Source organism: Telluria sp. ZT3P26 (assembly GCF_059686035.1).
Map to the genome: position 1 here is coordinate 1,153,205 of NZ_JCASII010000001.1, position 26,110 is coordinate 1,179,314.

25 protein-coding genes are annotated in these 26,110 nt (G+C 63.9%); 22 read left to right on the top strand and 3 right to left on the bottom strand.

Translation table 11 applies throughout. The features are described from left to right. The first annotated feature begins 29 nt into the window (after positions 1-29). From odhB to AC56LN_RS05050, 5 genes are all read left to right on the top strand, one after another. On the top strand, positions 30-1,307 hold the full coding sequence (gene odhB, locus AC56LN_RS05030) for a 2-oxoglutarate dehydrogenase complex dihydrolipoyllysine-residue succinyltransferase (RefSeq protein WP_499570240.1): 1,278 nt from the start codon (positions 30-32) through the stop codon (positions 1,305-1,307). Positions 1,308-1,361: 54 nt separating this feature from the next. After that, the gene (locus AC56LN_RS05035) at positions 1,362-1,715 is read left to right on the top strand and encodes a PspC domain-containing protein (protein ID WP_499570241.1); all 354 of its coding nucleotides are present in this window, start codon (positions 1,362-1,364) and stop codon (positions 1,713-1,715) included. A 179-nt stretch (positions 1,716-1,894) separates the two neighbouring features. Continuing rightward, positions 1,895-3,325 (top strand): dihydrolipoyl dehydrogenase, encoded by a 1,431-nt coding sequence (gene lpdA / locus AC56LN_RS05040; protein ID WP_482899576.1) that lies wholly within the window; start codon positions 1,895-1,897, stop codon positions 3,323-3,325. 91 nt (positions 3,326-3,416) lie between these two features. Next, positions 3,417-4,514, top strand: coding sequence for a cell division protein ZapE (gene zapE, locus AC56LN_RS05045; protein WP_332530926.1), 1,098 nt, complete (start codon positions 3,417-3,419; stop codon positions 4,512-4,514). Positions 4,515-4,543: 29 nt separating this feature from the next. Continuing rightward, positions 4,544-5,230: a hypothetical protein gene (locus AC56LN_RS05050; protein WP_499570242.1), complete on the top strand. Its 687-nt coding sequence runs from the start codon at positions 4,544-4,546 to the stop codon at positions 5,228-5,230. On the opposite strand, the gene AC56LN_RS05055 is transcribed toward AC56LN_RS05050, so the two are convergent. Continuing rightward, positions 5,227-5,991: a PP2C family protein-serine/threonine phosphatase gene (locus tag AC56LN_RS05055; RefSeq protein WP_499570243.1), complete on the bottom strand. Its 765-nt coding sequence runs from the start codon at positions 5,989-5,991 to the stop codon at positions 5,227-5,229. The two genes, AC56LN_RS05050 and AC56LN_RS05055, sit on opposite strands and share 4 nt — an antisense overlap. A gap of 193 nt (positions 5,992-6,184) precedes the next feature. Between AC56LN_RS05055 and AC56LN_RS05060 the strand changes: the two genes are divergently transcribed. Together AC56LN_RS05060 and yoaA are read left to right on the top strand one after the other, a co-directional pair. Further along, positions 6,185-6,385: a YdcH family protein gene (locus AC56LN_RS05060; protein WP_343025543.1), complete on the top strand. Its 201-nt coding sequence runs from the start codon at positions 6,185-6,187 to the stop codon at positions 6,383-6,385. Between the two features lie 47 nt (positions 6,386-6,432). Next, entirely contained in the window at positions 6,433-8,526 is a 2,094-nt protein-coding gene (gene yoaA / locus AC56LN_RS05065; RefSeq protein ID WP_499570245.1) for a DNA repair helicase YoaA, read from the top strand. Positions 8,527-8,532: 6 nt separating this feature from the next. Here yoaA and AC56LN_RS05070 read toward each other — a convergent pair whose 3' ends face one another. After that, positions 8,533-9,507 (bottom strand): NADPH:quinone oxidoreductase family protein, encoded by a 975-nt coding sequence (locus AC56LN_RS05070; protein WP_499570246.1) that lies wholly within the window; start codon positions 9,505-9,507, stop codon positions 8,533-8,535. Positions 9,508-9,744: 237 nt separating this feature from the next. Between AC56LN_RS05070 and surE the strand changes: the two genes are divergently transcribed. The 5 genes from surE to rlmD all read left to right on the top strand — a co-directional run bounded on the left by surE (position 9,745) and on the right by rlmD (position 14,757). After that, the gene (surE, locus tag AC56LN_RS05075) at positions 9,745-10,494 is read left to right on the top strand and encodes a 5'/3'-nucleotidase SurE (RefSeq protein WP_499570247.1); all 750 of its coding nucleotides are present in this window, start codon (positions 9,745-9,747) and stop codon (positions 10,492-10,494) included. Next, the gene (locus tag AC56LN_RS05080) at positions 10,491-11,339 is read left to right on the top strand and encodes a protein-L-isoaspartate(D-aspartate) O-methyltransferase (RefSeq protein WP_499570248.1); all 849 of its coding nucleotides are present in this window, start codon (positions 10,491-10,493) and stop codon (positions 11,337-11,339) included. The genes surE and AC56LN_RS05080 overlap by 4 nt, the downstream gene beginning before the upstream one ends. Positions 11,340-11,392: 53 nt before the next feature. Then, on the top strand, positions 11,393-12,271 hold the full coding sequence (locus tag AC56LN_RS05085) for a peptidoglycan DD-metalloendopeptidase family protein (protein WP_499570249.1): 879 nt from the start codon (positions 11,393-11,395) through the stop codon (positions 12,269-12,271). Positions 12,272-12,277: 6 nt separating this feature from the next. Beyond that, a complete protein-coding gene (gene rpoS / locus AC56LN_RS05090; RefSeq protein WP_499570250.1) occupies positions 12,278-13,273 on the top strand; it encodes an RNA polymerase sigma factor RpoS in 996 nt (331 codons plus the stop codon). Between the two features lie 113 nt (positions 13,274-13,386). Further along, complete coding sequence (gene rlmD / locus AC56LN_RS05095) at positions 13,387-14,757, top strand: 23S rRNA (uracil(1939)-C(5))-methyltransferase RlmD (RefSeq protein ID WP_499570251.1); 1,371 nt, start codon at positions 13,387-13,389, stop codon at positions 14,755-14,757. A 308-nt stretch (positions 14,758-15,065) separates the two neighbouring features. Here rlmD and AC56LN_RS05100 read toward each other — a convergent pair whose 3' ends face one another. Next, positions 15,066-15,749 carry a Bax inhibitor-1/YccA family protein gene (locus AC56LN_RS05100; RefSeq protein WP_482899565.1) on the bottom strand — a complete coding sequence of 228 codons (684 nt, stop codon included), beginning with the start codon at positions 15,747-15,749 and terminating at the stop codon, positions 15,066-15,068. 252 nt (positions 15,750-16,001) lie between these two features. Between AC56LN_RS05100 and ndk the strand changes: the two genes are divergently transcribed. From ndk to hfq, 10 genes are all read left to right on the top strand, one after another. Further along, positions 16,002-16,427 (top strand): nucleoside-diphosphate kinase, encoded by a 426-nt coding sequence (ndk, locus tag AC56LN_RS05105; RefSeq protein WP_367610835.1) that lies wholly within the window; start codon positions 16,002-16,004, stop codon positions 16,425-16,427. A gap of 126 nt (positions 16,428-16,553) precedes the next feature. Beyond that, positions 16,554-17,723, top strand: a complete 1,170-nt coding sequence (gene rlmN / locus AC56LN_RS05110; RefSeq protein WP_499570252.1) for a dual-specificity RNA methyltransferase RlmN — start codon at positions 16,554-16,556, stop codon at positions 17,721-17,723. Further along, entirely contained in the window at positions 17,723-18,532 is an 810-nt protein-coding gene (gene pilW / locus AC56LN_RS05115; RefSeq protein WP_482899563.1) for a type IV pilus biogenesis/stability protein PilW, read from the top strand. Before rlmN ends, pilW begins: the two co-directional genes overlap by 1 nt. Positions 18,533-18,559: 27 nt before the next feature. Continuing rightward, positions 18,560-19,564 (top strand): RodZ domain-containing protein, encoded by a 1,005-nt coding sequence (locus tag AC56LN_RS05120; RefSeq protein WP_499570253.1) that lies wholly within the window; start codon positions 18,560-18,562, stop codon positions 19,562-19,564. A 22-nt stretch (positions 19,565-19,586) separates the two neighbouring features. After that, positions 19,587-20,888 carry a flavodoxin-dependent (E)-4-hydroxy-3-methylbut-2-enyl-diphosphate synthase gene (gene ispG / locus AC56LN_RS05125; RefSeq protein WP_499570254.1) on the top strand — a complete coding sequence of 434 codons (1,302 nt, stop codon included), beginning with the start codon at positions 19,587-19,589 and terminating at the stop codon, positions 20,886-20,888. Between the two features lie 145 nt (positions 20,889-21,033). Continuing rightward, a complete protein-coding gene (gene hisS, locus AC56LN_RS05130) occupies positions 21,034-22,386 on the top strand; it encodes a histidine--tRNA ligase (RefSeq protein WP_499570255.1) in 1,353 nt (450 codons plus the stop codon). A gap of 47 nt (positions 22,387-22,433) precedes the next feature. Then, entirely contained in the window at positions 22,434-23,120 is a 687-nt protein-coding gene (locus AC56LN_RS05135) for a YfgM family protein (protein ID WP_499570256.1), read from the top strand. 85 nt (positions 23,121-23,205) lie between these two features. After that, complete coding sequence (bamB, locus tag AC56LN_RS05140) at positions 23,206-24,360, top strand: outer membrane protein assembly factor BamB (RefSeq protein WP_499570257.1); 1,155 nt, start codon at positions 23,206-23,208, stop codon at positions 24,358-24,360. A 6-nt stretch (positions 24,361-24,366) separates the two neighbouring features. Continuing rightward, positions 24,367-25,704 carry a ribosome biogenesis GTPase Der gene (der, locus tag AC56LN_RS05145; protein WP_499570258.1) on the top strand — a complete coding sequence of 446 codons (1,338 nt, stop codon included), beginning with the start codon at positions 24,367-24,369 and terminating at the stop codon, positions 25,702-25,704. A 147-nt stretch (positions 25,705-25,851) separates the two neighbouring features. After that, the gene (gene hfq / locus AC56LN_RS05150) at positions 25,852-26,091 is read left to right on the top strand and encodes an RNA chaperone Hfq (protein ID WP_183555416.1); all 240 of its coding nucleotides are present in this window, start codon (positions 25,852-25,854) and stop codon (positions 26,089-26,091) included. Positions 26,092-26,110 lie beyond the last annotated feature (19 nt).

Here is a 26,110-nt window from a genome sequence, read left to right on the forward strand (position 1 = left end):
CTTGCAAAGAATAATTACTGGAGTTTTAAATGGCACAAATCGAAGTCAAGGTCCCTGTATTGTCGGAATCGGTTGCTGAAGCGACCCTGCTGTCCTGGCACAAGAAAGTCGGCGAGTCCGTCGAGCGCGACGAGAACATGATCGACATCGAGACCGACAAGGTGGTCCTGGAACTGCCAGCGCCTAGCGCCGGCGTGATCGTGCAACTGCTCAAGGCCGACGGCGCAACCGTCGTCGCCGGTGAAGTCATTGCCGTCATCGACACCGAAGCATCGGCGCAGACCAGCCCGCTGCCAGTGAAAGCCATCCCGTCGGCCGCGCCAAACGCACCGATCGCTGCCGCGCCATCGCAAGCAGCCCCGGAAGCTGCATCGAACCAGTCGAAAGCCGGCGTGGCAATGCCTGCCGCTGCCAAGATCCTGGCTGACAACAATATGAGCGCCACCGGCGTTGACGGTTCGGGCCGTGACGGTCGCGTGACCAAGGGCGACGCCCTGGCCGCTGTCGCCAACAAGCCAGCCGCTGCTGCAGCACCTGCACCAGCCGCCGCACCAGCCAAGGCGCCACTGCAGCAAGTCGCTGCCGCGGCCCCTGCCAGCCAGGGCGACCGTCCGGAAGAGCGCGTGCCGATGAGCCGCCTGCGCGCCCGTATCGCCGAGCGCCTGCTGCAATCGCAGTCGACCAACGCCATCCTGACCACGTTCAACGAAGTGAACATGGCGCCAGTCATGGAACTGCGTAACAAGTACAAGGACAAGTTCGAGAAAGAACACGGCGTCAAGCTGGGCTTCATGTCGTTCTTCGTCAAGGCTGCCGTTGCCGCACTGAAGAAGTACCCGGTGCTGAACGCGTCGGTCGACGGCAACGACATCGTCTACCACGGCTACTTCGACATCGGTATCGCTGTCGGTTCGCCACGTGGCCTGGTGGTGCCGATCCTGCGCAACGCCGACCAGATGTCGATCGCCGATATCGAAAAGAAAATCGGTGAATTCGGCCAGAAAGCCAAGGAAGGCAAGCTGACCCTGGACGATCTGAACGGCGGTACGTTCTCGATCTCGAACGGCGGCGTGTTCGGTTCGATGATGTCGACCCCGATCATCAACCCACCACAGTCGGCCATCCTGGGCGTGCACGCGACCAAGGACCGCGCAGTCGTCGAAAACGGTCAGATCGTGATCCGTCCGATGAACTACCTGGCCATGTCGTACGACCACCGCATCATCGACGGCCGCGAAGCCGTCCTGGGCCTGGTCGCGATGAAGGATGCGCTGGAAGATCCGGCCCGCCTGCTGCTGGACCTGTAAGTCTCAACCTGGCCGGCGCCGCATGGCGCCGGCCATAGTTTGCCGGAGAACGACATGCTGTCAGACGAAATCAAGCGGCTGCACGAGCTGCACCAGGCCGGCGCGCTGTCCGACGCCGAATTCGAGCAGGCCAAGGCGCGCATCCTCTCTGGTGCCTCCACCGTCAGCCTGACGAAGGAGAGCGCGTTCAAGAGCGGCTCATCGTTCGACGCGCACCGCGACGACCTGCTCAGCGGCCTGCGACGCACGCGGGTCGATCGCTGGCTCGGCGGTGTGTGTGGCGGCCTGGCGCGCACCTATGGCCTCGAGTCATGGGTCTGGCGCCTGATCTTCGTGCTGTTCGTCCTCACGTTCGGCTTCGGCATCCTGATTTACTTACTGCTGTGGGTGTTTGTACCCGAAGAATAACCATGTTGAAGCGTGCGCTGGCTACCAGTCCCGGCACGTCGTTCCCGCGAAGGCGGGAACCCAGGTCCGCCGGGTTGCCGCTCGATCGAACGCAGCGACCACGCGGGCACACTTGGGTCCCGGCCTGCGCCGGGACGACGTGCTGATGAATGCGCTTCCAACCAACAAGGAATCATGTAATGAGCGATAAACAATTTGACGTCGTCGTCATCGGCGGCGGTCCTGGCGGTTACATTGCCGCCATCCGCGCAGCCCAGCTGGGCTTCAAGGTTGCCTGTATCGACGAATGGAGCAACGCCGCCGGCAAGCCTGCCCCGGGCGGCACCTGCACCAACGTCGGCTGCATCCCGTCGAAAGCGCTGCTGCAGTCGTCCGAGCACTTCGAGCACGCCGGTCACGCGTTTGCCGACCACGGCATCAACGTCTCCGGCCTCGAGCTCGACCTGGGCAAGATGCTGGGTCGCAAGGACACGATCGTCAAGCAGAACAACGACGGCATCCTGTTCCTGTTCAAGAAAAACAAGGTCAGCTTCTTCCACGGCCGCGGCGCGTTTGCCGGCACTGCCGAAGGCGGTTACACCATCAACGTCAGTGGCCCGACCACCGACACGCTGACCGCCAAGAACGTGGTCATCGCGACCGGTTCGAACGCACGCCAGCTGCCAGGCGCCGAATTCGACGAGAAACTGATCCTGTCGAACGCCGGTGCACTGGCGATCGACGCAGTCCCGGGCAAGCTGGGCGTGATCGGCGCAGGCGTCATCGGCCTCGAAATGGGCAGCGTCTGGCGCCGTGTCGGCGCTGACGTCACCGTGCTCGAAGGTCTGCCGACCTTCCTGGGCGCCGTCGATGAGCAGATCGCCAAAGAAGCGCACAAGCTGTTCGTCAAGCAGGGCCTCAAAATCAACCTCGGTTGCAAGATCGGCGCGATCACCAAGGGCGAGAACAACGTTACCGTCGCCTACGCCGACAGCACCGGTGCCGAGCAGAGCGTCACGTTCGACCGCCTGATCATCTCGATCGGCCGCGTGCCGAACACGATCGGCCTGAACGCCGAAGCCGTGGGCGTGCAGCTCGACGAGCGCGGCTTTGTCGTGGTCGACGACGAGTGCCGTACCAATCTGCCAGGCGTGTGGGCAGTGGGCGACGTCGTGCGCGGCCCGATGCTGGCGCACAAGGCCGAAGAAGAAGGCGTTGCCGTGGCCGAGCGTATCGCCGGCCAGCATGGTCACGTCAACTTCAACACGATTCCTTGGGTCATCTACACGTCGCCAGAGATCTCGTGGGTCGGCAAGACCGAGCAGCAGCTCAAGGCCGAAGGCATTGCCTACAAGGCCGGTACCTTCCCGTTCATGGCCAACGGCCGTGCACGCGCACTGGGCGACACGTCGGGCATGGTCAAGTTCCTGGCCGATGCCACGACCGACGAAATCCTGGGCGTGCACATCGTGGGCCCGATGGCGTCCGAGCTGATTTCGGAAGCCGTTGTCGCGATGGAGTTCAAGGCATCAAGCGAAGACATCGCCCGCATCTGCCACGCGCACCCGTCGCTGTCGGAAGCCACCAAAGAAGCCGCTCTGGCGGTGGACAAGCGTTCGCTGAACTTCTAAGCAGCAGAAACTTCGCCGGCATGCGTGCCGGCGCGTGAATTCCATGGGGTGGACGGCGTCGCCGTCCACCCCATGTTTTTATCGGTATCCCATGAACGTTCAAGAATATTATGTGCACGAGCTTAACGCGCGTGGTTTCACGTCCGACCCCGCGCAGCAAATGGCGGTGGACCGCCTGCAGCAGGCGTACGACGACTGGGTCGCCTACAAGGCCCAGCGGTCGTCCGCTTTCAAGCGCCTGATCAACCGTCCCACGGTGCCCAAGGGCGTCTACATGTGGGGCGGGGTAGGGCGCGGCAAATCGTTCCTGATGGACTCGTTCTATTCGGTGGTGCCGGTCGTGCGCAAGACGCGCCTGCACTTCCACGAATTCATGCGCGCCGTCCACGGGCAACTGGATGAGCTGAAAGGCGTGGCCGATCCGCTCGACGAAGTCGCCAAGCGCATCGCCAAAAAGTACCGGCTGATCTGCTTCGATGAATTCCACGTCTCGGACATCGCCGACGCGATGATCCTGTACAACCTGCTCAAGGCGCTGTTCGACAATGGCGTGAGCTTCGTGATGACGTCGAACTACGAGCCATCGACGCTGTACCCGGACGGCCTGCACCGCGACCGCATGCTGCCCACCATCGCGCTGCTGCAGGCGAAACTGGACGTGCTGAACGTCGACGCCGGCAACGATTACCGCAAACGCGCGCTGGAGCAAGTCGAGGCGTATTACACGCCACTGAATGCCGCGTCCGACCGTGCCTTGCGCGACGCCTACGCCAAGGTGGCCGACATTGCCGATGAAGCGCCGATCGTGCACATCGAGAACCGCGAGATCCGCGCGCTGCGCCGTGCCGGTGGCGTGATCTGGTTCGACTTCGCCACGCTGTGCGGCGGCCCGCGCTCGCAAAACGATTACCTGGAACTGGCCAGCCAGTTCCACACGGTGGTGCTGTCCGGTATTCCGGCAATGTCGGCCTCGCAGTCGTCCGAAGCGCGCCGCTTCACCTGGCTGATCGACGTGTTCTATGACCACAAGGTCAAGCTGATCATGTCCGCAGCTGTCGAGCCGGAAGAGCTCTACACGCAGGGCCAGCTGGCCAATGAATTCCACCGGACCGTATCGCGTATCATCGAGATGCAGTCGCGCGAATACATGCTCTCCGAGCGGCGCGGCGCGGCCGACAAGATCGCCTGATGCGATCAAGCACGACAACAAGGATCACCATGACACCACATTCCATGCTGCGCGCGGGTGCGCTCCTGGCCTTCGCCAGCCTGCTGGCCGCCTGCTCGACCACCGGGCCAGCCGCGCCGGACGTGCCGCCGCCGGCATCCACTTCGACCGACCAGGCCCAACAGCGGCTGGCAGCCGTGGCCGCCGAGCGCCGCGCCATCGAAACCCGCTACGCCGAACGCGAAGTCATCTGCTACGAGAAATTCTTCGTCACCAGTTGCCTCGACGATGCACGCGAACAGCAACGCGTCGCGCTGCTGGAGCAGCGCGCCATCGAGATCGAAGCGTCGCGCTACCTGCGCCAGGCCAAGGTCGACGAGCGCGATCGCGCCCTGGCCGTGTCCGAAGCCGCTTTCCAGAAAGAAGAAGCCGAACTGGCGGCCAATCCACCGGCCGTCAAGGCGCCGCCGAACACCGCCTTGCCGGCTGCGCGCACGACGCCGTCGGAGTCGCGCGCAGCCCGCACCAGGCGCCTGCAGGAAAATGCCGCCCGCACCCAGAGCGCCCAGGCACGGGCAGCGCAGAATGTGGCAGCGGCCGAAGCGCGGCGTGTGGAATCGATCGAACGCCAGAAGCAGGTTGCGCGCCGCGTCGCCGAACGCGAGGCGAAGGCCGCCAAGCGCGCCGCTGACGAGGCTGCGAAGAAAGCCGGCCAGTCGCCGGCAGCGAGCAACTAGGCGCTGGCCGGTTTGGCCAGCTTGACGATCGCCATCGTGCAGTTGCCGCCCTTGCCCTGAGAGCGTTCGGCGGCTTTGCTGATCAGCTTTTCGGCCGCCTGGCGCGGCGTGGACTTGGCGGTCACGGCGGCCAGTTCGGCGTCGGTGAAGAAGTGCCACAGCCCATCGGAACCCAGCAGGAAGCTGTCGCCGGCGACCAGGCCCGTGTGGCTGCCGGTCGTGACGAACGGTTCCTTGCGACTGTTGCCCAGTACATTGAGCAACAGCTTGGAGCGGCGGTGGTTGCGCGCCGCATCGGCTGGCAGGCGGTCGCTCGAGATCAGATGTTCGACATAGGCGACGTCGCTGGTGCGCATTGCGCACTTGTCGTGCTCGAAGCGGTACAGGCGCGAGTCGCCCACATGGGCCCAAACTGCTTCGCCATGCGGACTGATGACCAGGCCGACGAAGCTGGCGTGCAGTTCGGTCTTGCCGGCGATGGCGTTCATCTTGATCACCGTGTGCGTTTCGCTGATGATCTCGTGCAGCAGTTGGGCGAGGCGCTCGATGTCCGGGTGGTCGCCCGGCTTGAATTCGTCGAACACCTGGCGCGCCGTGTGCAGTACCTGTTCGGCCCCGGCAGGGCTGGCGATGCCGTCGGACAGCACCGCGAGCACGTAGCCGGGCGCGCGCGCGCCCGTGAACAGGGCGGCGCGATCGTTCTGTTGGGGGCGGTTACCGATGTGTTGCGCGGTGCCCGCTTCAATCCTGTAGGAAGTCATAAATGCTTGTTTTCTTTAGCCTAACGCCAATCTTTGTTGGCGGCAATGACCGCGTGGATTAAACTATGCACCGAGAACCAAGCAACAAGCAAGAAGATTTGCTTACAGCAATACTGGAAGGCCCGCTGCGCCAGCGCCGACCGGCTCCCATTCCCGCAATCCCATCTGTAAACACTGTTTGGAACAGACCATCATGATCGATGTCCAGGACATCCAGCGCCGTATTATTGAACTCGATGTGGAACACCGCGACCTCGATGCCGTCATTGCCCTGTTGACGGCGGACGGTCACGCGGACGGGTTACAACTGCGCCGCCTCAAAAAGCGTAAACTGCAGCTCAAAGATCATATTACGCTGCTGAAGATGCAGCTGGTCCCCGATATCCCGGCCTGAGCCATTGCCTCAGGCCACGTCTTACAAGCAAAGTTACGACACATACATTGACCGACCATCTCCCTGTTCCCGGCCCTGCCGCAGAGCCGGTCGGGACGGCTGGGTCGGCCACTGGCGCCGTGGAAGCACTCTCCACCGCGTCGACCGACCCCGTTGTCCCCGCCGGCAAGTACGACGCTGACCTCGACCGCCTGTTCGGTGCGGGCGGCCCGCTCGCGCCCGCCGTCGGCACCTTCAAGCCACGCCAGGCCCAGACCGAGATGGCCAAGGCCGTCGCCCACGCCATCGACAACCAGCAAGTGCTCATGGCCGAGGCTGGTACGGGTACCGGCAAGACCTTCGCCTACTTGGTCCCGGCGCTGCTGTGGGGCGGCAAGACGATCGTCTCGACCGGCACCAAGAACCTGCAGGACCAGCTGTTCATGCGCGATATCCCGACCATCCGCGCCGCGCTGCGCGCGCCGGTCTCGGTGGCGCTGCTCAAGGGCCGCTCGAACTACGTCTGCCATTTCCACCTGGAGCGCACGCTGCAGAATGGCCGCCTGACGTCGCGCGACGACGTTGGCCACCTGCGCGAAATCTCGCGCTTCATCAAAATGACGAACTCGGGCGACAAGGCCGAGCTGGCCAAGGTGCCGGAAACCGCCACGGTCTGGAACCTGGTCACGTCCACGCGCGACACGTGCATGGGCGCCGAGTGCCAGTACTACCAGGACTGTTTCGTCATGAAGGCCCGGCGCGAAGCGCAGCAGGCCGACATCGTCGTCGTCAACCACCACCTGTTCTTTGCCGACGTGGCGCTGAAGGACACCGGCGTGGCCGAGCTGCTGCCATCGGCCAACACCATCATCTTCGACGAGGCGCACCAGCTGCCTGACACGGCGACGCTGTTCTTCGGCCAGTCGGTATCGACCTCGCAAGTGCTCGAACTGTGCCGCGATGTGCTGGCCGAGGGCCTGGCCCATGCACGGGGCGGGCCGGACTGGGCCAAGGTCGTCACCGTCGTCGAGAAAGCGGCGCGTGACCTGCGCCTGGCGTTCGGCGAAGGCAATCTGCGCCTGTCGCTGCCGCAGATCATGCCGACGTCGCAATTCTTCCCGGCGCTCGACAAGCTCAAGGCCGAGCTGGCCGGGATGATCACGACGCTCGAAGAAAACGCGGCGCGCGCTGAAACGATCGAAGCCTGCCGCGTGCGGGCGCACGACCTGGCCGCCGCGATCGAGGGCTGGAAACCGGATGCCAAGGCACCGGCCGCCGAGCAGGCGGTGCTGTGGGCCGAGGCGTTCGCCTCGTCGCTGCAGCTGCACAAGACGCCGCTGTCGATCGCGCCGATCTTTTCCAACCAGCGCGAAGGCACGCCGCGCAGCTGGATCTTCACGTCGGCAACGCTGGCGGTCAAAAACGACTTCAAGCATTTCTCCGACCAGCTGGGCCTGACGGGCGAGCCGGCCAAGACCTGGCCAAGCCCGTTCGACTACGTGAACCAGGGCCTGCTGTACGTGCCGACCGGTTTGCCGGAGCCACAGGCGGCCGTCTACACTGACGCCGTCGTCGACGCGGCGCTGCCGGTCATCAAGGCCGCCGGCGGGCGCACATTCTTCCTGTGCACGACGATTCGCGCTGTGAACAAGGTGGCGGAACGCCTGCGGGTTGAATTTGCCGAGCGCGGCTGGGATTTCCCGCTGTTCGTGCAGGGCGAGCGGGGCCGCACCGAATTGCTCGACTCGTTCCGTACGGCCGGCAATGCCGTGCTGGTGGGCAGCCAGAGCTTCTGGGAAGGTGTCGACGTGCGCGGCGATGCACTGTCGCTCGTGATCATCGACAAGCTGCCATTTGCACCGCCGGACGATCCGGTGCTGGCCGCGCGCATCGAGGTCATGGAAAAGCAGGGCCTCAACGGCTTCATGCACCACCAGCTCCCCGAGGCGATCATCACGCTCAAGCAGGGCGCCGGGCGCCTGATCCGCGACGTCGACGACCGTGGCGTGCTGATGATTTGCGATCCGCGCATCATCACCAAGCCGTACGGGCGCCGCATCTGGCAGAGCCTGCCGTCGTTCAAGCGCACGCGGGTGCAGGAAGACGTGCTGCGCTTCTTCGATCCGGCGCCGGCCGATGACGCCGACACTGGCGCGGTTTGAACGCGCTTACGGCGTGATCACGACCTTGCCGGTCACCTTGCGCGCCGCCATGTCCTCCAGGGCCTGCACGGTGTCGGCCAGCGCGTAGCGCTTCGACACGAGCGGGCGCAGCTTGCCCTCGCCATGCCAGGCGGCCAGTTGCGCCATCGCGGCATGGTGGGCGTCGATTTCCTTGCGCGTGAAATCGCCCCAGAACACACCCACCACCGACGCGCCTTTCAGCAGCATCAGGTTCCACGGCAGTTGCGGAATGCTGCCCGCGGCGAAGCCGATCACCAGGTGGCGGCCGCGCCAGGCGATCGAGCGCAGCGCCGGTTCGCTGTACTTGTCGCCGACGGGATCGACGATCACGTCCGGCCCGCGCCCGTCGGTGGCGGCGCGGATCGCGTCGCGGAAGTCGTCCCGTTCATAATTGATCAGCGCGTCTGCGCCATGCGCTGCGCACAGCGCCAGCTTGTCGTCGGTCGAGGCGGCCGCGATCACGCGCGCGCCCAGCGCCTTGCCGACCTCGATTGCGGCAAGCCCGACGCCACCCGACGCACCCAGCACCAGGATCGTCTCGCCCGGTTGTACGGCGCCCCGGTCGGCCAGTGCGTGGTACGCGGTGCCGTAGGTGAGCGTCAGCGCGGCGGCCACATCGAAATCCATCGTGGCCGGCATCGGCAGCAGCGCGCCCACGGGCGCCAGCGCCTGCTCGGCGAAGGCGCCGGTGCGCGTAAAACCGATCACGTGCTGGCCCGGCGTGAACGCGGTCACGCCAGGGCCGACCCCGCGCACGACGCCGGCAAACTCGTTGCCGGGTGTGAAGGGCAGGGGCGGGCGGAACTGGTACTTGCCCTGGACCGTCAGCACATCCGGAAAATTCACGCCGGCAGCGCGGACATCGACCACCACCTCGCCCGGGCCCGGCACCAGGTCGGGCAGGTCGGCGAGGGTCAAGTTGCCGGGCGGGCCCCAGGCGGTACAGCGGATGGCTTTCATGGCGTCTTTCATCGGTAGCGACGCGGCGCATTATGCCTGACGCTGCGCTGCCGCCGCCATGCCCCGGGCGTGGTTTTCTGGCCGTTGCCGCTCTTGCCACGCTGCTTGTCGATTCGGCAAGACATCCGCTTGCTTGGCTTGTCAAACCAGCATTCAACGTTCCGGATCATGAAATCCCGGCGCATTTTTCCGCGACCAAGTGTCGATACAAGCGTTGCTTCAGGTAAAATCGCCTGCATGCGGATACTGATTAGCAACGACGATGGCTATCTCGCGCCCGGCATTCAGGCGCTGGCGGACGCGCTCGCGCCGATCGCCGAGATCGTCGTGGTCGCGCCGGACAGCAACCGCTCGGGCGCGTCCAACTCGCTGACGCTCGACCGCCCGCTGTCGGTGCACAAGGCGGTCAACGGCTTTTACTTCGCCAACGGCACGCCGACCGACTGCGTGCACATTGCGCTGACCGGGATGTCCGACGCGCTGCCCGACCTCGTGGTGTCCGGTATCAACAATGGCCAGAACATGGGCGACGACACGCTGTATTCCGGCACCGTGGCCGCGGCCACCGAAGCGTATCTGTTCGGCGTGCCTGCCATCGCGTTCTCCCAGGTCAACAGCGGTTGGGCCCATGTGGACGACGCGGCCCGCGTGGCGCGCGACATCGTCGAGCGCTTCGCGGCCGGCGGTTTTGCCGCGTTGCCGTCGCCGTTCCTGCTCAACGTGAATATTCCGAACCTGCCGTACGACCAGATCGGCCCGTTGACGCCAGCCCGCCTCGGCCGGCGTCACCAGGCCGAACCCGTAATCCGCGCGCAGGATCCGCGCGGGCGCGAAATCTTCTGGATCGGCGCGCCCGGCGCCTGCCTCGATGCGGGCGAGGGCACCGATTTCCATGCGACGTCGCAGGGGCGCGTGTCGATCACACCGCTGCAGATCGACCTCACCCACAAGACCCAGCTCGATCTGCTGGCTGGAGCCTTGCCATGAAGGACGCGCGTCCGAACTTCCCGTTGCCCCTGTCGTCGACGACGGGCGCCGCGCGTAAACCCGGGGCTCCGTCGCCCGTGTTCACGCCGCAGACCGCCACCCGCAACGCCGCCAGCGGCAGCATGGCGCCACCGGCGCCCGGACCAGGCGCACGCGCCCCTGGCTATGTGCCGGCCGCTACCGGCGCGCCGACCGCCCAGCGTTCCGACCTGGCTGCCACCGAAGCGGTGCGCCGCGCGATGGTGACCCGCATCGCGCGCCAGGGCGTGAATGACCCGCAAGTGCTGCGCGCCATGGAAATCGTGCCGCGCCATCTGTTCCTGGAGCCCGCCATGTCGGGCCAGGCGTATGTCGACGCATCGCTGCCGATCGGCCACCAGCAGACGATCTCGCAGCCGTACATCGTGGCGCGCATGATCGATATCCTGTGCGCGGGCCGCAAGCTCGATCGCGTGCTCGAGATCGGCACGGGCTGCGGCTACCAGGCCGCGGTGCTGTCGTTTGTCGCGAAAGACGTGTACTCGATCGAGCGCATCAAGCCCCTGCATGAGCTCGCCAAAACCAATCTGCGCCCGATGCGCATATCGAACCTGCGTTTGCAGTATGGCGATGGTATGTTAGGCTTGCCGCAGGTGGCGCCGTTCGACGGTATCATTCTCGCGGCCGCCGGCCTCGAAGTGCCGCGCGCGCTGCTCGAGCAGCTGGCCATTGGAGCGCATCTCGTGGCGCCCATTGGCGCCGAGGTGCAGCACCTGCACCGCATAACCCGCACCGGCAAGGCCGAGTGGACCAGCGAAACGCTGGAAGCGTGCCACTTCGTGCCACTGCGTCCGGGCACCATCTAATTTCAATCCGGGCCGCCAGGCCCGCAGCACGCCGACAAGACTAAAGAATGCCAATGACACAAGCACCGCGTTTCGCTCTCCTGACGATTTTCATCGGCCTCGTGGCCGGCTGTTCCACCACCTCCCGCCAGGCGCCCGTCGTCGAACGCGGTACCCCTCCTGTCCAGACCCGTCCGGCCCCGGTGCGCGTCGACGACAGCCCCAAGCATGACGAGCGCGGCATGTACACCGTGCGCAAGGGCGACACGCTGCTGCGCATCGCCTTCGACTTCGGCCAGAACTACCGCGACCTGGTCGAGTGGAACAAACTGGCCAATCCGGACGACATCAAGGTCGGCCAGGTACTGCGCGTGAGCGCGCCCGGTGGCGAACGCACGGCCAACGTCCAGACCCAGCCGATTCCGATGCCGCCGGCCGCCGCCGCGCCGCGCAAGACCGAACCGCGCGTCGACAAGAAGCCCTTCACCGAGGGCGCCGTGGCCGACACGCGCCCGAGCGTTCCTGCCGTCACGCCGGTCGTGCCGGCCGCGCCCGCCGCCCCGGCTGCCGCTGCCAGCGACGAAGCACGCCTGAGCTGGATGTGGCCATCGGAAGGGCGCGTGATCGCCACCTTCGACGACGGTCGCAACAAGGGCCTGGACATCGCCGGCAAGGCCGGCCAGCCCGTGGTCGCCGCCGGTTCCGGCAAGGTCATGTACGCGGGCAGCGGGATTCGCGGTTATGGTAACCTCGTCATCGTCAAGCATAGCAACAGCCTGTTGTCGGCCTACGCGCACAATCGCAAGATCGTCGTGAAGGAAGGCGACAATGTGACCAAGGGCCAGCTGATCGCCGAAATGGGCGATTCCGACGCCGATCTGGTCAAGCTTCACTTCGAGATCCGCCAGCAGGGCAAGCCGGTCGACCCGACGAGGTTCCTGCCCGTTCGATAGGATGGTATGACGCAGCCGCCGCACTCGCTCGATTCGCAGGACACCGAAGAGTTTCCGGATGATCCGGAAAGCGAGGCGGTGCCTGCTGCGGATGACGGCGAACCGGCGGCGGTTGCGGCGGTCGTCGACACGGTCGATGAGCTGCGCAAGGTCTTGCAGGCCGAGCTTGCGACCGACACCACCCAGCACTACCTGAACCAGATCGGCACCCGCGCGCTGCTCACGCACGCCGAAGAAGTCCATTTCTCCACGCTGGCCAAGGCCGGGGATTTCGGCGCACGCCAGACGATGATCGAGCACAATCTGCGTCTGGTCGTCTCGATCGCCAAGCACTACATCAACCGCGGCGTGGTGCTGCTCGACCTGATCGAGGAAGGCAATATCGGCCTGATGCGCGCGATCGACAAGTTCGAGCCGGAGCGCGGCTTCCGGTTCTCGACCTACGCGACCTGGTGGATTCGCCAGAGCATCGAGCGCGCGATCATGAACCAGGCGCGCACGGTGCGCCTGCCGGTGCACATGGTGCGTGAACTCAATGGCGTGCTGCGGGCCAAGTACCACCTCGAGGCGCAAACCCGCAACGGCAAGGACGCCTCGAGCGAGGACATCGCCAGCCTGATCGGCCGCCCGGTCGAAGAGGTGCAGGATATCCTGATGCTGTCCGAGCATCCCACCTCGCTCGACGCGCCACTGGATAACGATCCGCAATCGAGCCTGATGGACGTGCTGCCCGACGATGGCGAGAGCAGCCCCGACGCCCACGCCGAGCAGCAGGAGGCCGCAGTGCTGGTGCGCGACTGGCTGGCGCGACTGCCGGACAAGCAGCGGCTGGTCGTCACGCGCCGCTTTGGCCTGGACAATGACGAGCCGGCCACGCTCGAGACGCTGGCCGACGAGCTGGGCGTCACGCGCGAGCGGGTGCGCCAGATCCAGCAGGAAGCGCTCGTCAAGCTCAAGCGGGCGATGGCGGCGCGCGGCGTTCACCGCGATTCGCTGCTGTAGCGGGGCTGGGGCTGCTGGTAGCGCCTCATCCGTTTCCTTGCTATCATGCGCCGCCTGTACGGCCGCGCTGCCAGCGCATCCTCCTCCCGACGTTCACTCCTTTCTGATCGCCCATGCACGACATTTTCATCGACATCAAATCCCTCGACATGGACGGGCGCGGCGTTGGCCACCTCGAGAACGCCGACGGTTCGCCCGGTAAAGTGGTCTTCGTCGAAGGCGCGCTGCTGGGCGAACGCGTCAGCTATGAACTGCTGAAGAAAAAGAAGAACTGGGAAGCGGGCCGCATGGTTGCTCTGCAGCGCGCATCCTCGATGCGGGTGGAGCCGAAATGCATCCACTTCGGTGACTGCGGCGGCTGCTCGATGCAGCACCTGGAGCCGGGCGCGCAGGTGGCGATGAAACAGCGCGTGCTCGAAGATAACCTCAAGCACATCGCCAAGGTGAGGGCCGACACCATCCTGCGGCCGATGTACGGGCCGACCTGGGATTATCGCTACCGCGCGCGCCTGTCGGTGCGTAACGTGCCGAAGAAAAACACGGTGATGGTGGGCTTCCACGAGAAATCCTCGGCGCTGGTGGCCGACATCGTCACCTGCGAAATCCTGCCCGACCACGTCGCGCGCCTGATCGTGCCGCTGCGCGAACTGATCGCGGCGCTGTCCGTGATCGACCACGTGCCGCAGATCGAGCTGGCGATCGGCGAAGAATCGACGGTGCTGGTGCTGCGCATCATGGCGCCGCTGAGCCGCCAGGACGAAACGCTGCTCAAGGCGTTTGCCGACACCTGGAAGATCCACTGGTGGCTGCAGCCGAAGGGCCCCGATTCAGCGCATCCGTACTATCCGCTGGGCACCGACCTGTACTACACGCTGCCCGAGTTCGGCATCCGCATGCCCTTCAAGCCAACCGACTTCACCCAGGTCAACCACCAGATCAACCGCGTGCTGGTCTCGAAGGCGCTGCGCCTGCTGGAGGTGCAACCGACCGACCGCGTGGCCGACCTGTTCTGCGGCCTGGGCAACTTCACGCTGCCACTGGCAACCCAGGCGCGCGAGGTCGTCGGCATCGAGGGCAGCACGGCGCTGACCGAGCGCGCACTGGACAATGCCCGCGCCAACGGCCTGGCCGCGAAAACGTCGTTCTCGACCCGCAACCTGTTCGACATCACGAAAGAAGACCTGGTGGCGCTGGGCCGCTTCGACCGCATGCTGATCGACCCGCCACGCGATGGCGCCATGGCACTGGCGCAAGCGCTGGCCGAGCTGCGCACGACCCACGAGCACCTGATGCCGCAGCGGATCGTGTACGTCTCGTGCAGCCCGTCGACACTGGCGCGCGACGCCGGCATCCTGGTCCACGAAGCAGGCTATGTGATGACCAAAGCAGGCGTCGTGAACATGTTCCCGCACACCTCGCACGTAGAATCGATCGGCGTATTCGAACTGGGCGAAAAGCCAACCCCGGCAGAAGAGTGGACCTGAAAAGCCGGGGTCAGGTCTGACATTTGGACACGAGCTCGGATGCAAAGCCGGGGTCAGGTCTGACATTTGGACACGAGCTCGACAGTGGGCGGTGGAGGCTAGCCGGCATCGGGCCATGCTGATTATGAGCGAGACACCGTTGGAGATTGCTAAGGCTGAGGTCGTGTCTGAATGTCAGACCTGACCCCGGCTGTGGAGGTGGTCAAGGCTGAGGTCGTGTCCGAATGTCAGACCTGACCCCGGCTTTTGGTAAAGAAGTGGGTGAAAAAAAACCGGCCAGTGGCCGGTTTTTTTCGTGCGAAGGACGATCAGTCGTCGCCGCCCACGATGCCCAGCAGGCGCAGCAGGCTGGAGAAGATGTTGAAGACGTTCAGGTAGATCGACAGCGTGGCGGTGACGTAGTTGGTTTCGCCGCCGTTGACGATGCGCTGCACGTCATACAGGATGAAGGCCGAGAAGATACCGATCGCCAGGATCGAGATCACGATCGACAGCACCGACATCTGCAGGAAGATGTTGGCGACGACTGCCAGCAGCAGCACGACGACGCCGGCCATCAGCCAGCTGCCCATGCCCGAGAAATCGCGCTTGGTGGTGGTGGCGATGCTGGCCATCACGGCGAACACGATCGCGGTACCACCGAAGGCGGTCATGATCAGGCTGCCACCGTTCGAATAGTTCAGCGTGTGCGTCAGCAGCGGGGCCAGCATCAGGCCCATGAAGAACGTGAAGCCCAGCAGCAGGGCAACGCCCAGGCCCGAGTCCTTGTTCTTTTCAATCGCCCACATGAAGCCGAACGCCACGGCCATAAAGATCACGAAGCCGAGGATGCCGCTGAACAGCGCCACACCCATGGACACGCCAAGGAAGGCGCCTGCCACGGTCGGGATCATCGACAGCGCCAGCAACCAGTAAGTATTGCGTAGCACGCGGTTACGCGAGGCCTGGCCACCTTTGGTCAGGTCGATGGTACTTTGGGTACTAGGATACATAGTGCCTCCGGAGAAATGAATAACTGCAGGTACTGTACAGCAACTACTGATCATCCTATAACACGCAGCTTAAACGAGCATGAAGGTTGACAAAGAAGCTGGACGTAAGTTTGCCGCCACTGTACCACCTTGCCGACCGCCACCGCAATATGAGCTTTTCGGGTCGGATATGGTAAAATTGAAGGTTAATTGAGTCCCAAAGTTTGTTTACATCGCTCAGTTCTAAACCTTTCATTTTATTGGAGTTTTCTCATGGCAATCGAACGCACCCTGTCCATCATCAAGCCTGACGCAGTTGCAAAAAACGTGATCGGCAAAATCTACAGCCGTTTCGAAGAAGCTGGCCTGAAGATCGTCGCTGCACGCATGGTGCAACTGTCGCGCGCTGAAGCCGAAGGCTTCTACGCTGTGCACGCTGCTCGTCCATTCTTCAAGGACCTGGTCGACTTCATGATCTCGGGTCCAGTCATGGTCACCGCCCTCGAAGGCGAAGGCGCGATCCTGAAAAACCGCGACCTGATGGGTGCAACCGATCCAAAGAAAGCTGACGCCGGCACCATCCGCGCTGACTTCGCTGACTCGATCGATGCCAACGCTGTTCACGGTTCGGACGCTGCCGAAACCGCTGCTGTGGAAATCGCTTACTACTTCCCTGCACTGAACGTCTACTCGCGTTAATTAGTAAGGGGGAGCGCAGTCCGGGCGCGCCCCGGAGCATTCTCCCCGGACTAATGCAATGAGTAACCCGCTCGCCTGCGGCCAAGGGCTGACGCGAGCGGGTGCTGAAACTGAGGAATTTTTGCCATGACGACGCTCACCAACCTGCTGGACCTCGATCCCGCGCAACTCGTCGCTTATTGCGCCGACTTGGGTGAGAAGCCGTTCCGCGCCAAGCAACTCCAACGCTGGATTCACCAGTTTGGCGCCGCGGACTTCGACAGCATGACCGACCTGGCCAAATCGCTGCGTGAAAAGTTGCGCACGCGCGCCGAAGTGCGCGCGCCAGCCATCGTCAGCGACAACACGTCCACCGACGGCACGCGCAAGTGGCTGGTCGACGTCGGCAATGGCAATGCGGTCGAAACCGTGTTCATCCCGGAAGAAAACCGCGGCACGCTGTGCATCTCCACGCAAGCCGGCTGCGCCGTCAACTGCCGCTTCTGCTCGACGGGTAAGCAGGGCTTCAACCGTAACCTCACAGTTGCCGAAATTATCGGCCAGCTGTGGATGGCAGAGTTCGAGTTGCGTCGCACCAAAGGCATCGAGCCAGGCCCAAAGGGCGAACGCCAGATCACGAATGTGGTGATGATGGGCATGGGCGAGCCGCTGCTGAACTACGAACCCACTGTTACCGCGCTCAAGCTGATGCTCGACGATAACGCCTACGGCCTGTCGCGCCGCCGCGTTACCCTGTCGACCTCGGGCGTGGTGCCGAACATCGACAAACTGTCGCAGGACGTGCCGGTGGCCATGGCCGTGTCGCTGCACGCGTCGAACGATGCGCTGCGCGATATCCTGGTGCCACTGAACAAAAAATACCCGCTGCGCGAACTGATGGCCGCCTGCAAGCGCTATCTCGAGTTTGCGCCACGCGACTTCATCACTTTTGAATACTGCATGCTCGACGGTTTCAACGACAGCGACGAGCACGCTCGCGAACTGATCGCACTGGTCAACGACCCCGTCGTCGGCGTGAACTGCAAGTTCAACCTGATTCCGTTCAATCCGTTCCCCGAGTCCGGCCTGTTCCGCTCCAAGAATCCCCGCATCAAGGCATTTGCCCAGGTGCTGATGGATGCCGGCATCGTCACCACCGTGCGCAAGACGCGCGGCGACGATATCGACGCCGCCTGCGGCCAGCTGGCCGGTGAGGTCAAGGACCGCACCCGGGTAGTCGAGCGCATGGAGAAAATGGCCGAGTACCAGAAAAAGTTCGGCGCCGACTTCGGGCGCATCGTGGAGATCCCGACCTGATGAAGCTTGCCGCCGCCGCGCTTGCACTCGCCTCGACCCTGACCCTGCTGGCCGGATGCGCCAGCAACGCGGGCAGCGGCTCCGGCACCACCGGCGAGCTCAAGACGGCGTCGGACCAGACGGCGGGCGAGAAGCGTGCGTCGATCCGCATTCAACTGGCGGTCGGTTATTACCAGCAGGGCAAGTACGAGATCGCGCTCGACGAAATCAAGAAGGCGCTGGCGGCCGATGCGGCCTATGCCGATGCGTACGGTTTGCGCGCGCTGGTCTACACGTCGATGGGCCAGTATCCGCTGGCCGAAGAGAATTACCAGCAGGCGCTGCGCCTGCGCCCGAATGACCCCGAGTTTTCAAACAACTTCGGTTCGTTCCTCTGCCAGTCGGTCAACCGTCCGGCCGAGGCAATGCGTTATTTCGATGCTGCACTGAAGAATCCCACGTACCAGACGCCGCTCAGTGCGCTGGTGAATGCGGGCGTGTGCAGCATCAAGAACCGGAACAACGATGCGGCCGAGCGCTATCTGCTCGAAGCCTTGCGTCTGAACCCCGGCCTGCCGACGGTCAATACCGGATTGGCGCGGGTGTACTACGAGCGGCGCGACCTTGAGCGCGCCGGTTTTTTCATCAACCGCCTGCTCGAGACAGCAAAGCTCGAGACGCTGTCGGCCGATGCGCTGTGGCTTGCCATGCGCATCGGTCGCAAGGCGGGTGACCGGACTCATGAAGCGTCGCTGGCGGCCCAGCTGCGGCGCCGCTTCCCCGGTTCGCCCGAATACGCAGCGTTCGAGCGCGGGGCGTTTGATGAGTAAAGAAGAACAAGGACAAGGACAAGGACAATGAACGAGCAAGCAGACCAGCCAGCCGCACCGGGCAACGCGTCCGGCATCCCTGGCAAGACCCTGCAATCCCAGCGCGAGACGATGGGCTGGAGCGTCGAGCAGGTTGCCGACCAGCTCAAGCTGGCACCGCGCCAGGTGCTGGCGCTGGAAGCGGGCGATTACGCCTCGCTGCCCAGCCCGGCCGTCACGCGCGGTTTCGTGCGCGCCTACGCGAAGCTGCTGCGCATCGACGCAGCGCCACTGGTGTCGATGATCGAACTGAACATGCCGCCGGAAGCCCGCGCCGGCGCCCAGTCGGCGATGGCAGCGTCGCGCCGCGAACAGAAGCCGGCTGCGTTCTCGGAAACCCGGTTCCCGATCAACGGCAAGCGTCGCAGCCTGCCGCTGGGCTGGATCGCCGCCGTGGTCATCGTGGCCGGCGCGGCTGTTGCTGCATGGCAGTTCAACCTGATACCAAGCCTGAACCGTGATGTCGAATCGGGCGATACGATGGTGCTCGAGAATCCGGCTGCCGGCGTCGTGGCGCCGGGCACTGCTGCGCCAGTCCAGCAAGGCCTGATCAATCCATCGGTGCCGCTCATTTCGGTGCCGTCGCCATCGAGCCAGGGTACGGCCCCGGCCGGTGCGCCAACGACGACGACACCAACCACGCCGGCCGCACCGGCTGCGGCGCCTGCCGCGGCGCCGGTCACTGCGCCGGCTACCGCCACGCCGGCACCAGTCGCTGCAGCGCCCGCTGCCGCAGCACCGGCCACCGCCGGCGCCAATACCCTGGTGCTGAACGTGCGCGCCGATTCGTGGATCGAAGTGCGCCCGAGCGGCGGCGGTCGTCCGCTGATCTCGCGCCTGGTCAAGGCCGGCAGCACCGAAACGGTTGAGGTCGCTGGTCCCGTCAACCTGGTCGTCGGCGTGCCGGGCGCCGTGACCGCGACGCTGCGCGGCGCCGACGTCCCGCTGCCACAGCAGCCGGGCAAGACCATCGCACGCGTGGCCCTGAAATAAGCTGAATCTCGCTGGAACCAACATGAATTCCTTGAACGAAACCCCTGTCCCCGAGTTTGCATCGGCCGCCGCCATTCCGTCGGGCCCGATGGCCCGCCGCGCCAGCCGCAAGGTCCTGGTCGCGCACGGTGCGCGCCAGGTGTGGGTCGGCGGCGACGCGCCCGTCGTCATCCAGTCGATGACCAATACCGATACCGCCGATGCGATCGGCACTGCGATCCAGATCAAGGAGCTGGCACGTGCCGGCTCCGAGATCGTGCGCATCACCGTGAACACGCCGGAAGCTGCGGCTGCCGTGCCGGCGATCCGCGCCCAGCTCGACCGTATGGAAGTCGATGTGCCGCTGGTCGGCGACTTCCACTACAACGGCCACCTGCTGCTGCGCGATTATCCCGAGTGCGCGCAGGCGCTGTCGAAATACCGCATCAATCCGGGCAATGTGGGGCAGGGCGCCAAGCGCGACACCCAGTTCGCCCAGATGATCGAGATCGCCGCCAAGTACGACAAGCCGGTACGCATCGGCGTGAACTGGGGCAGTCTGGACCAGTCGCTGCTGGCGCGCATCATGGACGAGAACGCCTTGCGCGCCAATCCATGGTCGGCGCAGGCCGTCATGTATGAAGCGTTGATCACGTCGGCCATCGAAAACGCCATCCGCGCCGAAGAAGTGGGCCTGGCGCGCGACAAGATCATCCTGTCGTGCAAGGTCTCGGGCGTGCAGGACCTGATCGCCGTCTACCGCGAACTGGCCCGCCGCTGCGACTACCCGCTGCACCTGGGCCTGACCGAGGCTGGCATGGGCAGCAAGGGCATTGTCGCCTCGACCGCCGCGCTGTCGGTGCTGCTGCAAGAGGGCATCGGCGACACGATCCGCATTTCGCTCACCCCCGAGCCGGGCGGCGACCGCACGCGCGAAGTCATCGTCGGCCAGGAAATCCTGCAGACGATGGGCCTGCGCAAGTTCACGCCGATGGTCATTGCGTGCCCGGGTTGCGGCCGCACGACGTCGACCGTGTTCCAGGAGCTGGCAGACAATATCCAGACCTTCCTGCGCGACCAGATGCCGGAATGGAAAAAGACCTACCCGGGCGTGGAAGGCATGAACGTGGCCGTGATGGGTTGCATCGTCAACGGTCCGGGCGAATCGAAGCACGCGAACATCGGCATCAGCCTGCCGGGCACGGGCGAATCGACGGCGGCGCCGGTGTTTGTCGACGGCCAGAAGTTTGCCACGCTGCGCGGCGAGCGGATCGTCGAAGAGTTCCAGACGATCGTGCTCGATTACGTGAAGAAGAATTACAGCCGCGAGTCGGTGACTGAATGATACGTAGGGTGGACGGCTTGGCCGTCCACGCGTTCAACCGGTGCATGCGCTGCTGGAACGCGTGGACGGCATAGCCGTCCACCCTACCCGAAGAATTGGTTCAGGCAGTATCGCAACGTTTGAACGCAAAAAAGAGTTAACAGAAATGTCCAAACCAGAAAAAATCGTCGCCATCAAAGGCATGAACGACATCCTGCCCAGCGATGCACCGCTGTGGGAATTGTTCGAGAACACCACTGAAACGATCCTGAAAAGCTACGGCTATCAGAAGATCGTCACGCCGATCGTCGAGCAGACAAGCCTGTTCTCGCGCGCCATCGGCGCCGTGACCGATATCGTCGAAAAAGAAATGTACTCGTTCGAAGATTCGATGAACGGCGACCAGCTCACGCTGCGTCCGGAAGGCACCGCCAGCGTCGTGCGTGCCGTGCTCGAGCACAATCTGGTCTACGACGGCCCGCGCCGTCTGTGGTACAAGGGCCCGATGTTCCGTCACGAGCGTCCGCAGCGTGGCCGCTATCGCCAGTTCTTCCAGTTCGGTGCCGAAGCCATCGGTTTTTCGGGCCCGGACATCGACGCCGAGCTGATCATGATGTGCCGCCGCCTGTGGGATGACCTGGGCATCGAAAACGTTCGCCTCGAACTGAATTCGATCGGCAATGCCGAAGAGCGCCAGCGTCACCGCGCCGACCTGATCGCCTACCTCGAGCAGCACGACAGCATCCTGGACGCCGAAGCCAAGCGCCGCCTGCACAGCAATCCGCTGCGCATCCTCGACACCAAGAACCCGGCGATGCAAGAGATGGTCAACGCGGCCCCGCGCCTGCTGGACTACCTGGGCGAAGAATCGCTGGCGCACTTCAACGGCGTCAAATTCCTGCTGGACCAGAACGCGGTGCAGTACACCGTGAACCCGCGCCTGGTGCGCGGCCTGGACTATTACAACCGCACCGTGTTCGAGTGGGTCACCGATGCGCTCGGCTCGCAGGGCACGATCTGCGCCGGCGGGCGCTACGATCCGCTGGTCGAAACGTTCGGCGGCAAGGCCACGCCGGCCGTCGGTTTCGCGATGGGCATGGAGCGTATCATCGAGCTGATGAAGGCGATGGGCGAGCCGGCCGAGCCGAACCAATGTGACGTCTACATGGTCCATCAGGGCGAGAAGGCGCAGCTGCAAGCCTTCATCCTGGCCGAGCGCATTCGGGATGCCGGGCTGGATGTTGTGTTACATTGCGCAACGCCGTCGGGCGCCGGCAGCTTCAAGAGCCAGATGAAGAAGGCGGACGGGTCCGGCGCGGCGTTTGCCGTGATCATCGGCGACCACGAAGTGGCCAACGAAACCGCTGCCGTCAAGACGATGCGCGGCGAGATCGGCGAGCAGCAGCAGAGCACCGTGCCGTTCCTGGAAGTGGTCGACTACCTGGTCGACCAGATCACCGGCGCGCACGTGCATGACGAACACTGCGGGCACGATCACGACCACGCGCACAAGCATTAACACCCGTCGTACCCCGCAAACCATTCAACCACTACAAGAACACGCACATGGCATACGATCACCAAGAGCAGGAACAGCTTGATTCCTTCAAGGCGTTCTGGTCGAAATACGGCAACATCATTGTCTGGGTCCTGATCCTGGCGCTCGGCTCGTTCGCCGGCTGGAATTTCTGGAAGACCCACCAGGCCAACAAGTCGATCGAAGCTTCGGCGCTGTACGACGAACTGCAGACGTCGCTGCTGGCCAATGACAACGCCAAGGTCCAGCGGATCGCCGGCGACATCCGCACCAAGTACGAAAGCTCGCCGTACACGCAGATGGCAGCGCTGGCCGCGGCCAAGACGGCGTTCGAAGCAAACGACCTCAAGACTGCCAAGGCCCAGCTGCAATGGGCGGCCGACAACGGGAACGATGAATACAAGTCGATCGCCAAGCTGCGCCTGGCGGGTGTGCTGCTCGATGAAAAAGCGTTCGACGAGGCATTGAAAGTCCTGAACAGTACCTTCCTGCCGCAGTTCACGGCCGAAGTGAACGACCGCAAGGGCGATGTACTGGTTGGCCAGAACAAGCTGAACGAAGCACGCGCTGCGTACGTCGCCGCCCTGGCCGCGATGGATGCTGCCAGCCCGGCTCGTCAACTGGTGCAGGTCAAGCTCGAAGCCATTGGCGGTACCGTGCCGGCAGACAAGAACACGGCAACGACGTCAGCCGCAGACCAGAAAGCGGCTGCGTAAATTTTTCGCATGAGATGGCCCGCGTCCGCCTTCGAGCGGCCGCGGGCTTTGCGTCCTTTATAGTCCAGGAACAAGGTAGAACATAATGCGTATTAGCAGCAAGCTTGTTGGCGTCGGCGTACTGGCCCTGATGACGGGTTGCTCGACCCTCAATTCGCTCAATCCATTTGCATCCGACAAGAAGGGCGATCAACCCGCCAAGCTCGTCGAACTCAAGGGCAGCATGGCCGTGCGCACTGCATGGAAACTCGACATCGGCAAGGCCAAGGGCTACCAGTTCTCGCCTGCGCTGACCGGCGACACGCTCGTCGTGGCCGCAGCCGATGGCGCCATCGCGCGCGTCGATGCCGCCACCGGCAAGCAGCTGTGGCGCGTCAAGGCCGACAGTGACCTGTCGGCAGGCGTGGGCACGGATGGCAACCTGATCGTCGTCGGTGGCGAGAAGGGCATCCTGATGGGCTACAACATGGACGGCAAGCTGCTCTGGAAAACGCAGCTGTCGAGCGAGATCCTGTCGGCACCGGTCGTGTCGCAAGGCATCGTCGTTGCCCGTTCGATCGACAACCGCATCGTCGGTGTCGATGCGACCGATGGCAGCAAGAAATGGACCGTGCAGAAGGTCGCGCCGCCGCTGACGCTGCGCAACGCACCGGGCATGATCGTGGCCGGCACCGACGTCATCGTCGCCCAGCCAGGCGGCAAGCTGTCCGCGCTGATCATGGCGACCGGCGCACCGCGCTGGGACGTCGAGGTCGGCATCTCGCGCGGCGCGACCGAACTGGAGCGCGTTACCGATATCGGCGGCGCCCCGGTGCTGTTCGAGAACGAGGTGTGCGCCGCATCCTATCAGGGACGCGTAGGCTGCTTTGACCTGGTGACCGGTTCGGCGCGCTGGACGCGCGACCTGTCTTCCAGCGTCGGCGTCGCCGTCGACCAATTGTTCGTGTTCGCACCGGACGACAAGGGAGCACTCAATGCATTCACCCGCGACACGGGCGCCAGCAGCTGGAAGAACGACAAACTGTCGTTCCGCCGCCTGTCGACCCCGCTGTCGTATGGCCGCGCCGTCGCGGTTGGCGATTACGAAGGCTACGTGCACTTCCTGTCGCGCGAAGATGGCTCTTTCCTGGCGCGCGCCGCAACCGACGGGAGCCCGATCGTGGGCACGCCGCTGGTGGCCGGCACAAACCTGATTTTTCAAACACAAAACGGAACTGTGACCGCCATCGCGGTCGAATAAGAAAACATGAAGCCGGTAATCGCACTCGTAGGTCGACCCAACGTCGGGAAATCGACCTTATTTAACCGCATGACCCGTTCGCGCGACGCGTTGGTGGCCGACATGCCAGGCCTGACGCGCGACCGCCACTACGGCGAAGGCCGCATTGGCGAACGACCATTCCTGGTCATTGACACGGGCGGTTTCGAGCCGGTCGCCAAAGAAGGCATCATGCATGAAATGGCGCTGCAAACGCGCCAGGCCGTCGCCGAAGCCGACGTGGTCGTGTTCATCGTCGACGGTCGTCAGGGCCTGACCCCGCACGACAAGACCATCACCGATTTCCTGCGCAAGAGCGGCCGCAAGGTCATGCTCGTCGTGAATAAATCCGAAGGCATGAAGTACACGGCCGTCACCGCCGACTTCTATGAACTCGGCATGGGCGACCCGTACGTCATTTCGGCCGCCCACGGCGACGGCGTGACCGACCTCGTGGTCGAGGCGCTCGACGCCGCGTTCGCCGCGCGGCCGGACGAACCGGCCGAACTCGAGCACGTCGACCATGGCATCAAGATCGCCATCGTCGGCCGCCCGAACGTGGGCAAGTCGACCCTGATCAACACGCTGGTCGGCGAGCAGCGCGTGATCGCCTTCGACATGCCGGGCACCACGCGCGACTCGATCGAAGTGCCGTTCGAACGCGACGGCAAGAAGTTCACGCTGATCGACACCGCGGGTATCCGCCGTCGCGGCAAGATTTTTGAAGCCATCGAGAAATTCTCGGTCGTCAAGACGATGCAGTCGATCGCCGACGCCAACGTCGTCGTGCTGCTGCTCGACGCCCAGCAAGACATCTCGGAACAAGACGCGCACATCGCCGGCTTTATCCTGGAGTCGGGCAGGGCGCTGGTCGTGGCCGTCAACAAATGGGATGGTCTCAAGACCGACGAGCGCGACGAAGTCAAGATCGACCTCGACCGCAAACTCGATTTCCTCAGCTTCGCCAACACGCACTTCGTCTCGGCACTGCGCGGCACGGGCATCACGCAACTGATGAAATCGGTCGAGTCGGCCTACGCTGCTGCCACCGCCAACCTGTCGACGCCGCGCCTGACGCGCGCGCTGCAAGAGGCCGTCGAGAAGCAGGAGCCGAAACGCAAGGGCTCGGGCCGTCCCAAGATGCGCTACGCCCACCAGGGTGGCCAGAACCCGCCGATCATCGTCATCCACGGCAATGCCCTGGACGGGATCAGCGAGCCGTACAAGCGCTATCTCGAGAAGCATTTCCGCGAGACGTTCAGCCTGGTCGGCACCCCGCTGCGGATCGAGCTGCGCAGTGGCAAAAACCCGTTCGCGAAGCCGTAGCAGTACGACAAAAAGTGGCGAAACAGGTTACAGTAGTTCAGGGCCGCATTCGCTTTGGCAGAATATGGCCTCACCCATGTGGCATGACTACTTGAAAATCGGCAAATCGCCTCAAACTTTTAACTACAACAACATCACGGAGCTGTTATGAGCAACAAAGGGCAACTGTTACAAGACCCATTCCTCAACGCCTTGCGCAAGGAACACGTCCCTGTCTCGATCTACCTGGTCAACGGTATCAAGCTGCAGGGTCATATCGAATCCTTCGACCAATACGTCGTTTTGCTTCGCAACACCGTGACCCAGATGGTCTATAAACACGCCATCTCCACCGTCGTGCCGGCCCGCGCCGTCAACCTCAATCTTGACTCCAGCGAAGCCGAGTAAGGCCGATGGCTGACGCCCC

Coding starts and splice junctions, on each gene's coding strand:
- ndk (WP_367610835.1), top strand. CDS start 16,002: ATGGCAATCGAACGCACCCTGTCCATCATCAAGCCTGACGCAGTTGCA.
- AC56LN_RS05035 (WP_499570241.1), top strand. CDS start 1,362: ATGCTGTCAGACGAAATCAAGCGGCTGCACGAGCTGCACCAGGCCGGC.
- AC56LN_RS05135 (WP_499570256.1), top strand. CDS start 22,434: ATGGCATACGATCACCAAGAGCAGGAACAGCTTGATTCCTTCAAGGCG.
- rpoS (WP_499570250.1), top strand. CDS start 12,278: ATGACGCAGCCGCCGCACTCGCTCGATTCGCAGGACACCGAAGAGTTT.
- AC56LN_RS05070 (WP_499570246.1), bottom strand. CDS start 9,507: ATGAAAGCCATCCGCTGTACCGCCTGGGGCCCGCCCGGCAACTTGACC.
- AC56LN_RS05120 (WP_499570253.1), top strand. CDS start 18,560: ATGAACGAGCAAGCAGACCAGCCAGCCGCACCGGGCAACGCGTCCGGC.
- odhB (WP_499570240.1), top strand. CDS start 30: ATGGCACAAATCGAAGTCAAGGTCCCTGTATTGTCGGAATCGGTTGCT.
- AC56LN_RS05055 (WP_499570243.1), bottom strand. CDS start 5,991: ATGACTTCCTACAGGATTGAAGCGGGCACCGCGCAACACATCGGTAAC.
- bamB (WP_499570257.1), top strand. CDS start 23,206: ATGCGTATTAGCAGCAAGCTTGTTGGCGTCGGCGTACTGGCCCTGATG.
- AC56LN_RS05050 (WP_499570242.1), top strand. CDS start 4,544: ATGACACCACATTCCATGCTGCGCGCGGGTGCGCTCCTGGCCTTCGCC.
- rlmD (WP_499570251.1), top strand. CDS start 13,387: ATGCACGACATTTTCATCGACATCAAATCCCTCGACATGGACGGGCGC.
- pilW (WP_482899563.1), top strand. CDS start 17,723: ATGAAGCTTGCCGCCGCCGCGCTTGCACTCGCCTCGACCCTGACCCTG.
- hisS (WP_499570255.1), top strand. CDS start 21,034: ATGTCCAAACCAGAAAAAATCGTCGCCATCAAAGGCATGAACGACATC.
- zapE (WP_332530926.1), top strand. CDS start 3,417: ATGAACGTTCAAGAATATTATGTGCACGAGCTTAACGCGCGTGGTTTC.
- AC56LN_RS05100 (WP_482899565.1), bottom strand. CDS start 15,749: ATGTATCCTAGTACCCAAAGTACCATCGACCTGACCAAAGGTGGCCAG.
- ispG (WP_499570254.1), top strand. CDS start 19,587: ATGAATTCCTTGAACGAAACCCCTGTCCCCGAGTTTGCATCGGCCGCC.
- rlmN (WP_499570252.1), top strand. CDS start 16,554: ATGACGACGCTCACCAACCTGCTGGACCTCGATCCCGCGCAACTCGTC.
- hfq (WP_183555416.1), top strand. CDS start 25,852: ATGAGCAACAAAGGGCAACTGTTACAAGACCCATTCCTCAACGCCTTG.
- surE (WP_499570247.1), top strand. CDS start 9,745: ATGCGGATACTGATTAGCAACGACGATGGCTATCTCGCGCCCGGCATT.
- AC56LN_RS05060 (WP_343025543.1), top strand. CDS start 6,185: ATGATCGATGTCCAGGACATCCAGCGCCGTATTATTGAACTCGATGTG.
- AC56LN_RS05080 (WP_499570248.1), top strand. CDS start 10,491: ATGAAGGACGCGCGTCCGAACTTCCCGTTGCCCCTGTCGTCGACGACG.
- AC56LN_RS05085 (WP_499570249.1), top strand. CDS start 11,393: ATGACACAAGCACCGCGTTTCGCTCTCCTGACGATTTTCATCGGCCTC.
- der (WP_499570258.1), top strand. CDS start 24,367: ATGAAGCCGGTAATCGCACTCGTAGGTCGACCCAACGTCGGGAAATCG.
- lpdA (WP_482899576.1), top strand. CDS start 1,895: ATGAGCGATAAACAATTTGACGTCGTCGTCATCGGCGGCGGTCCTGGC.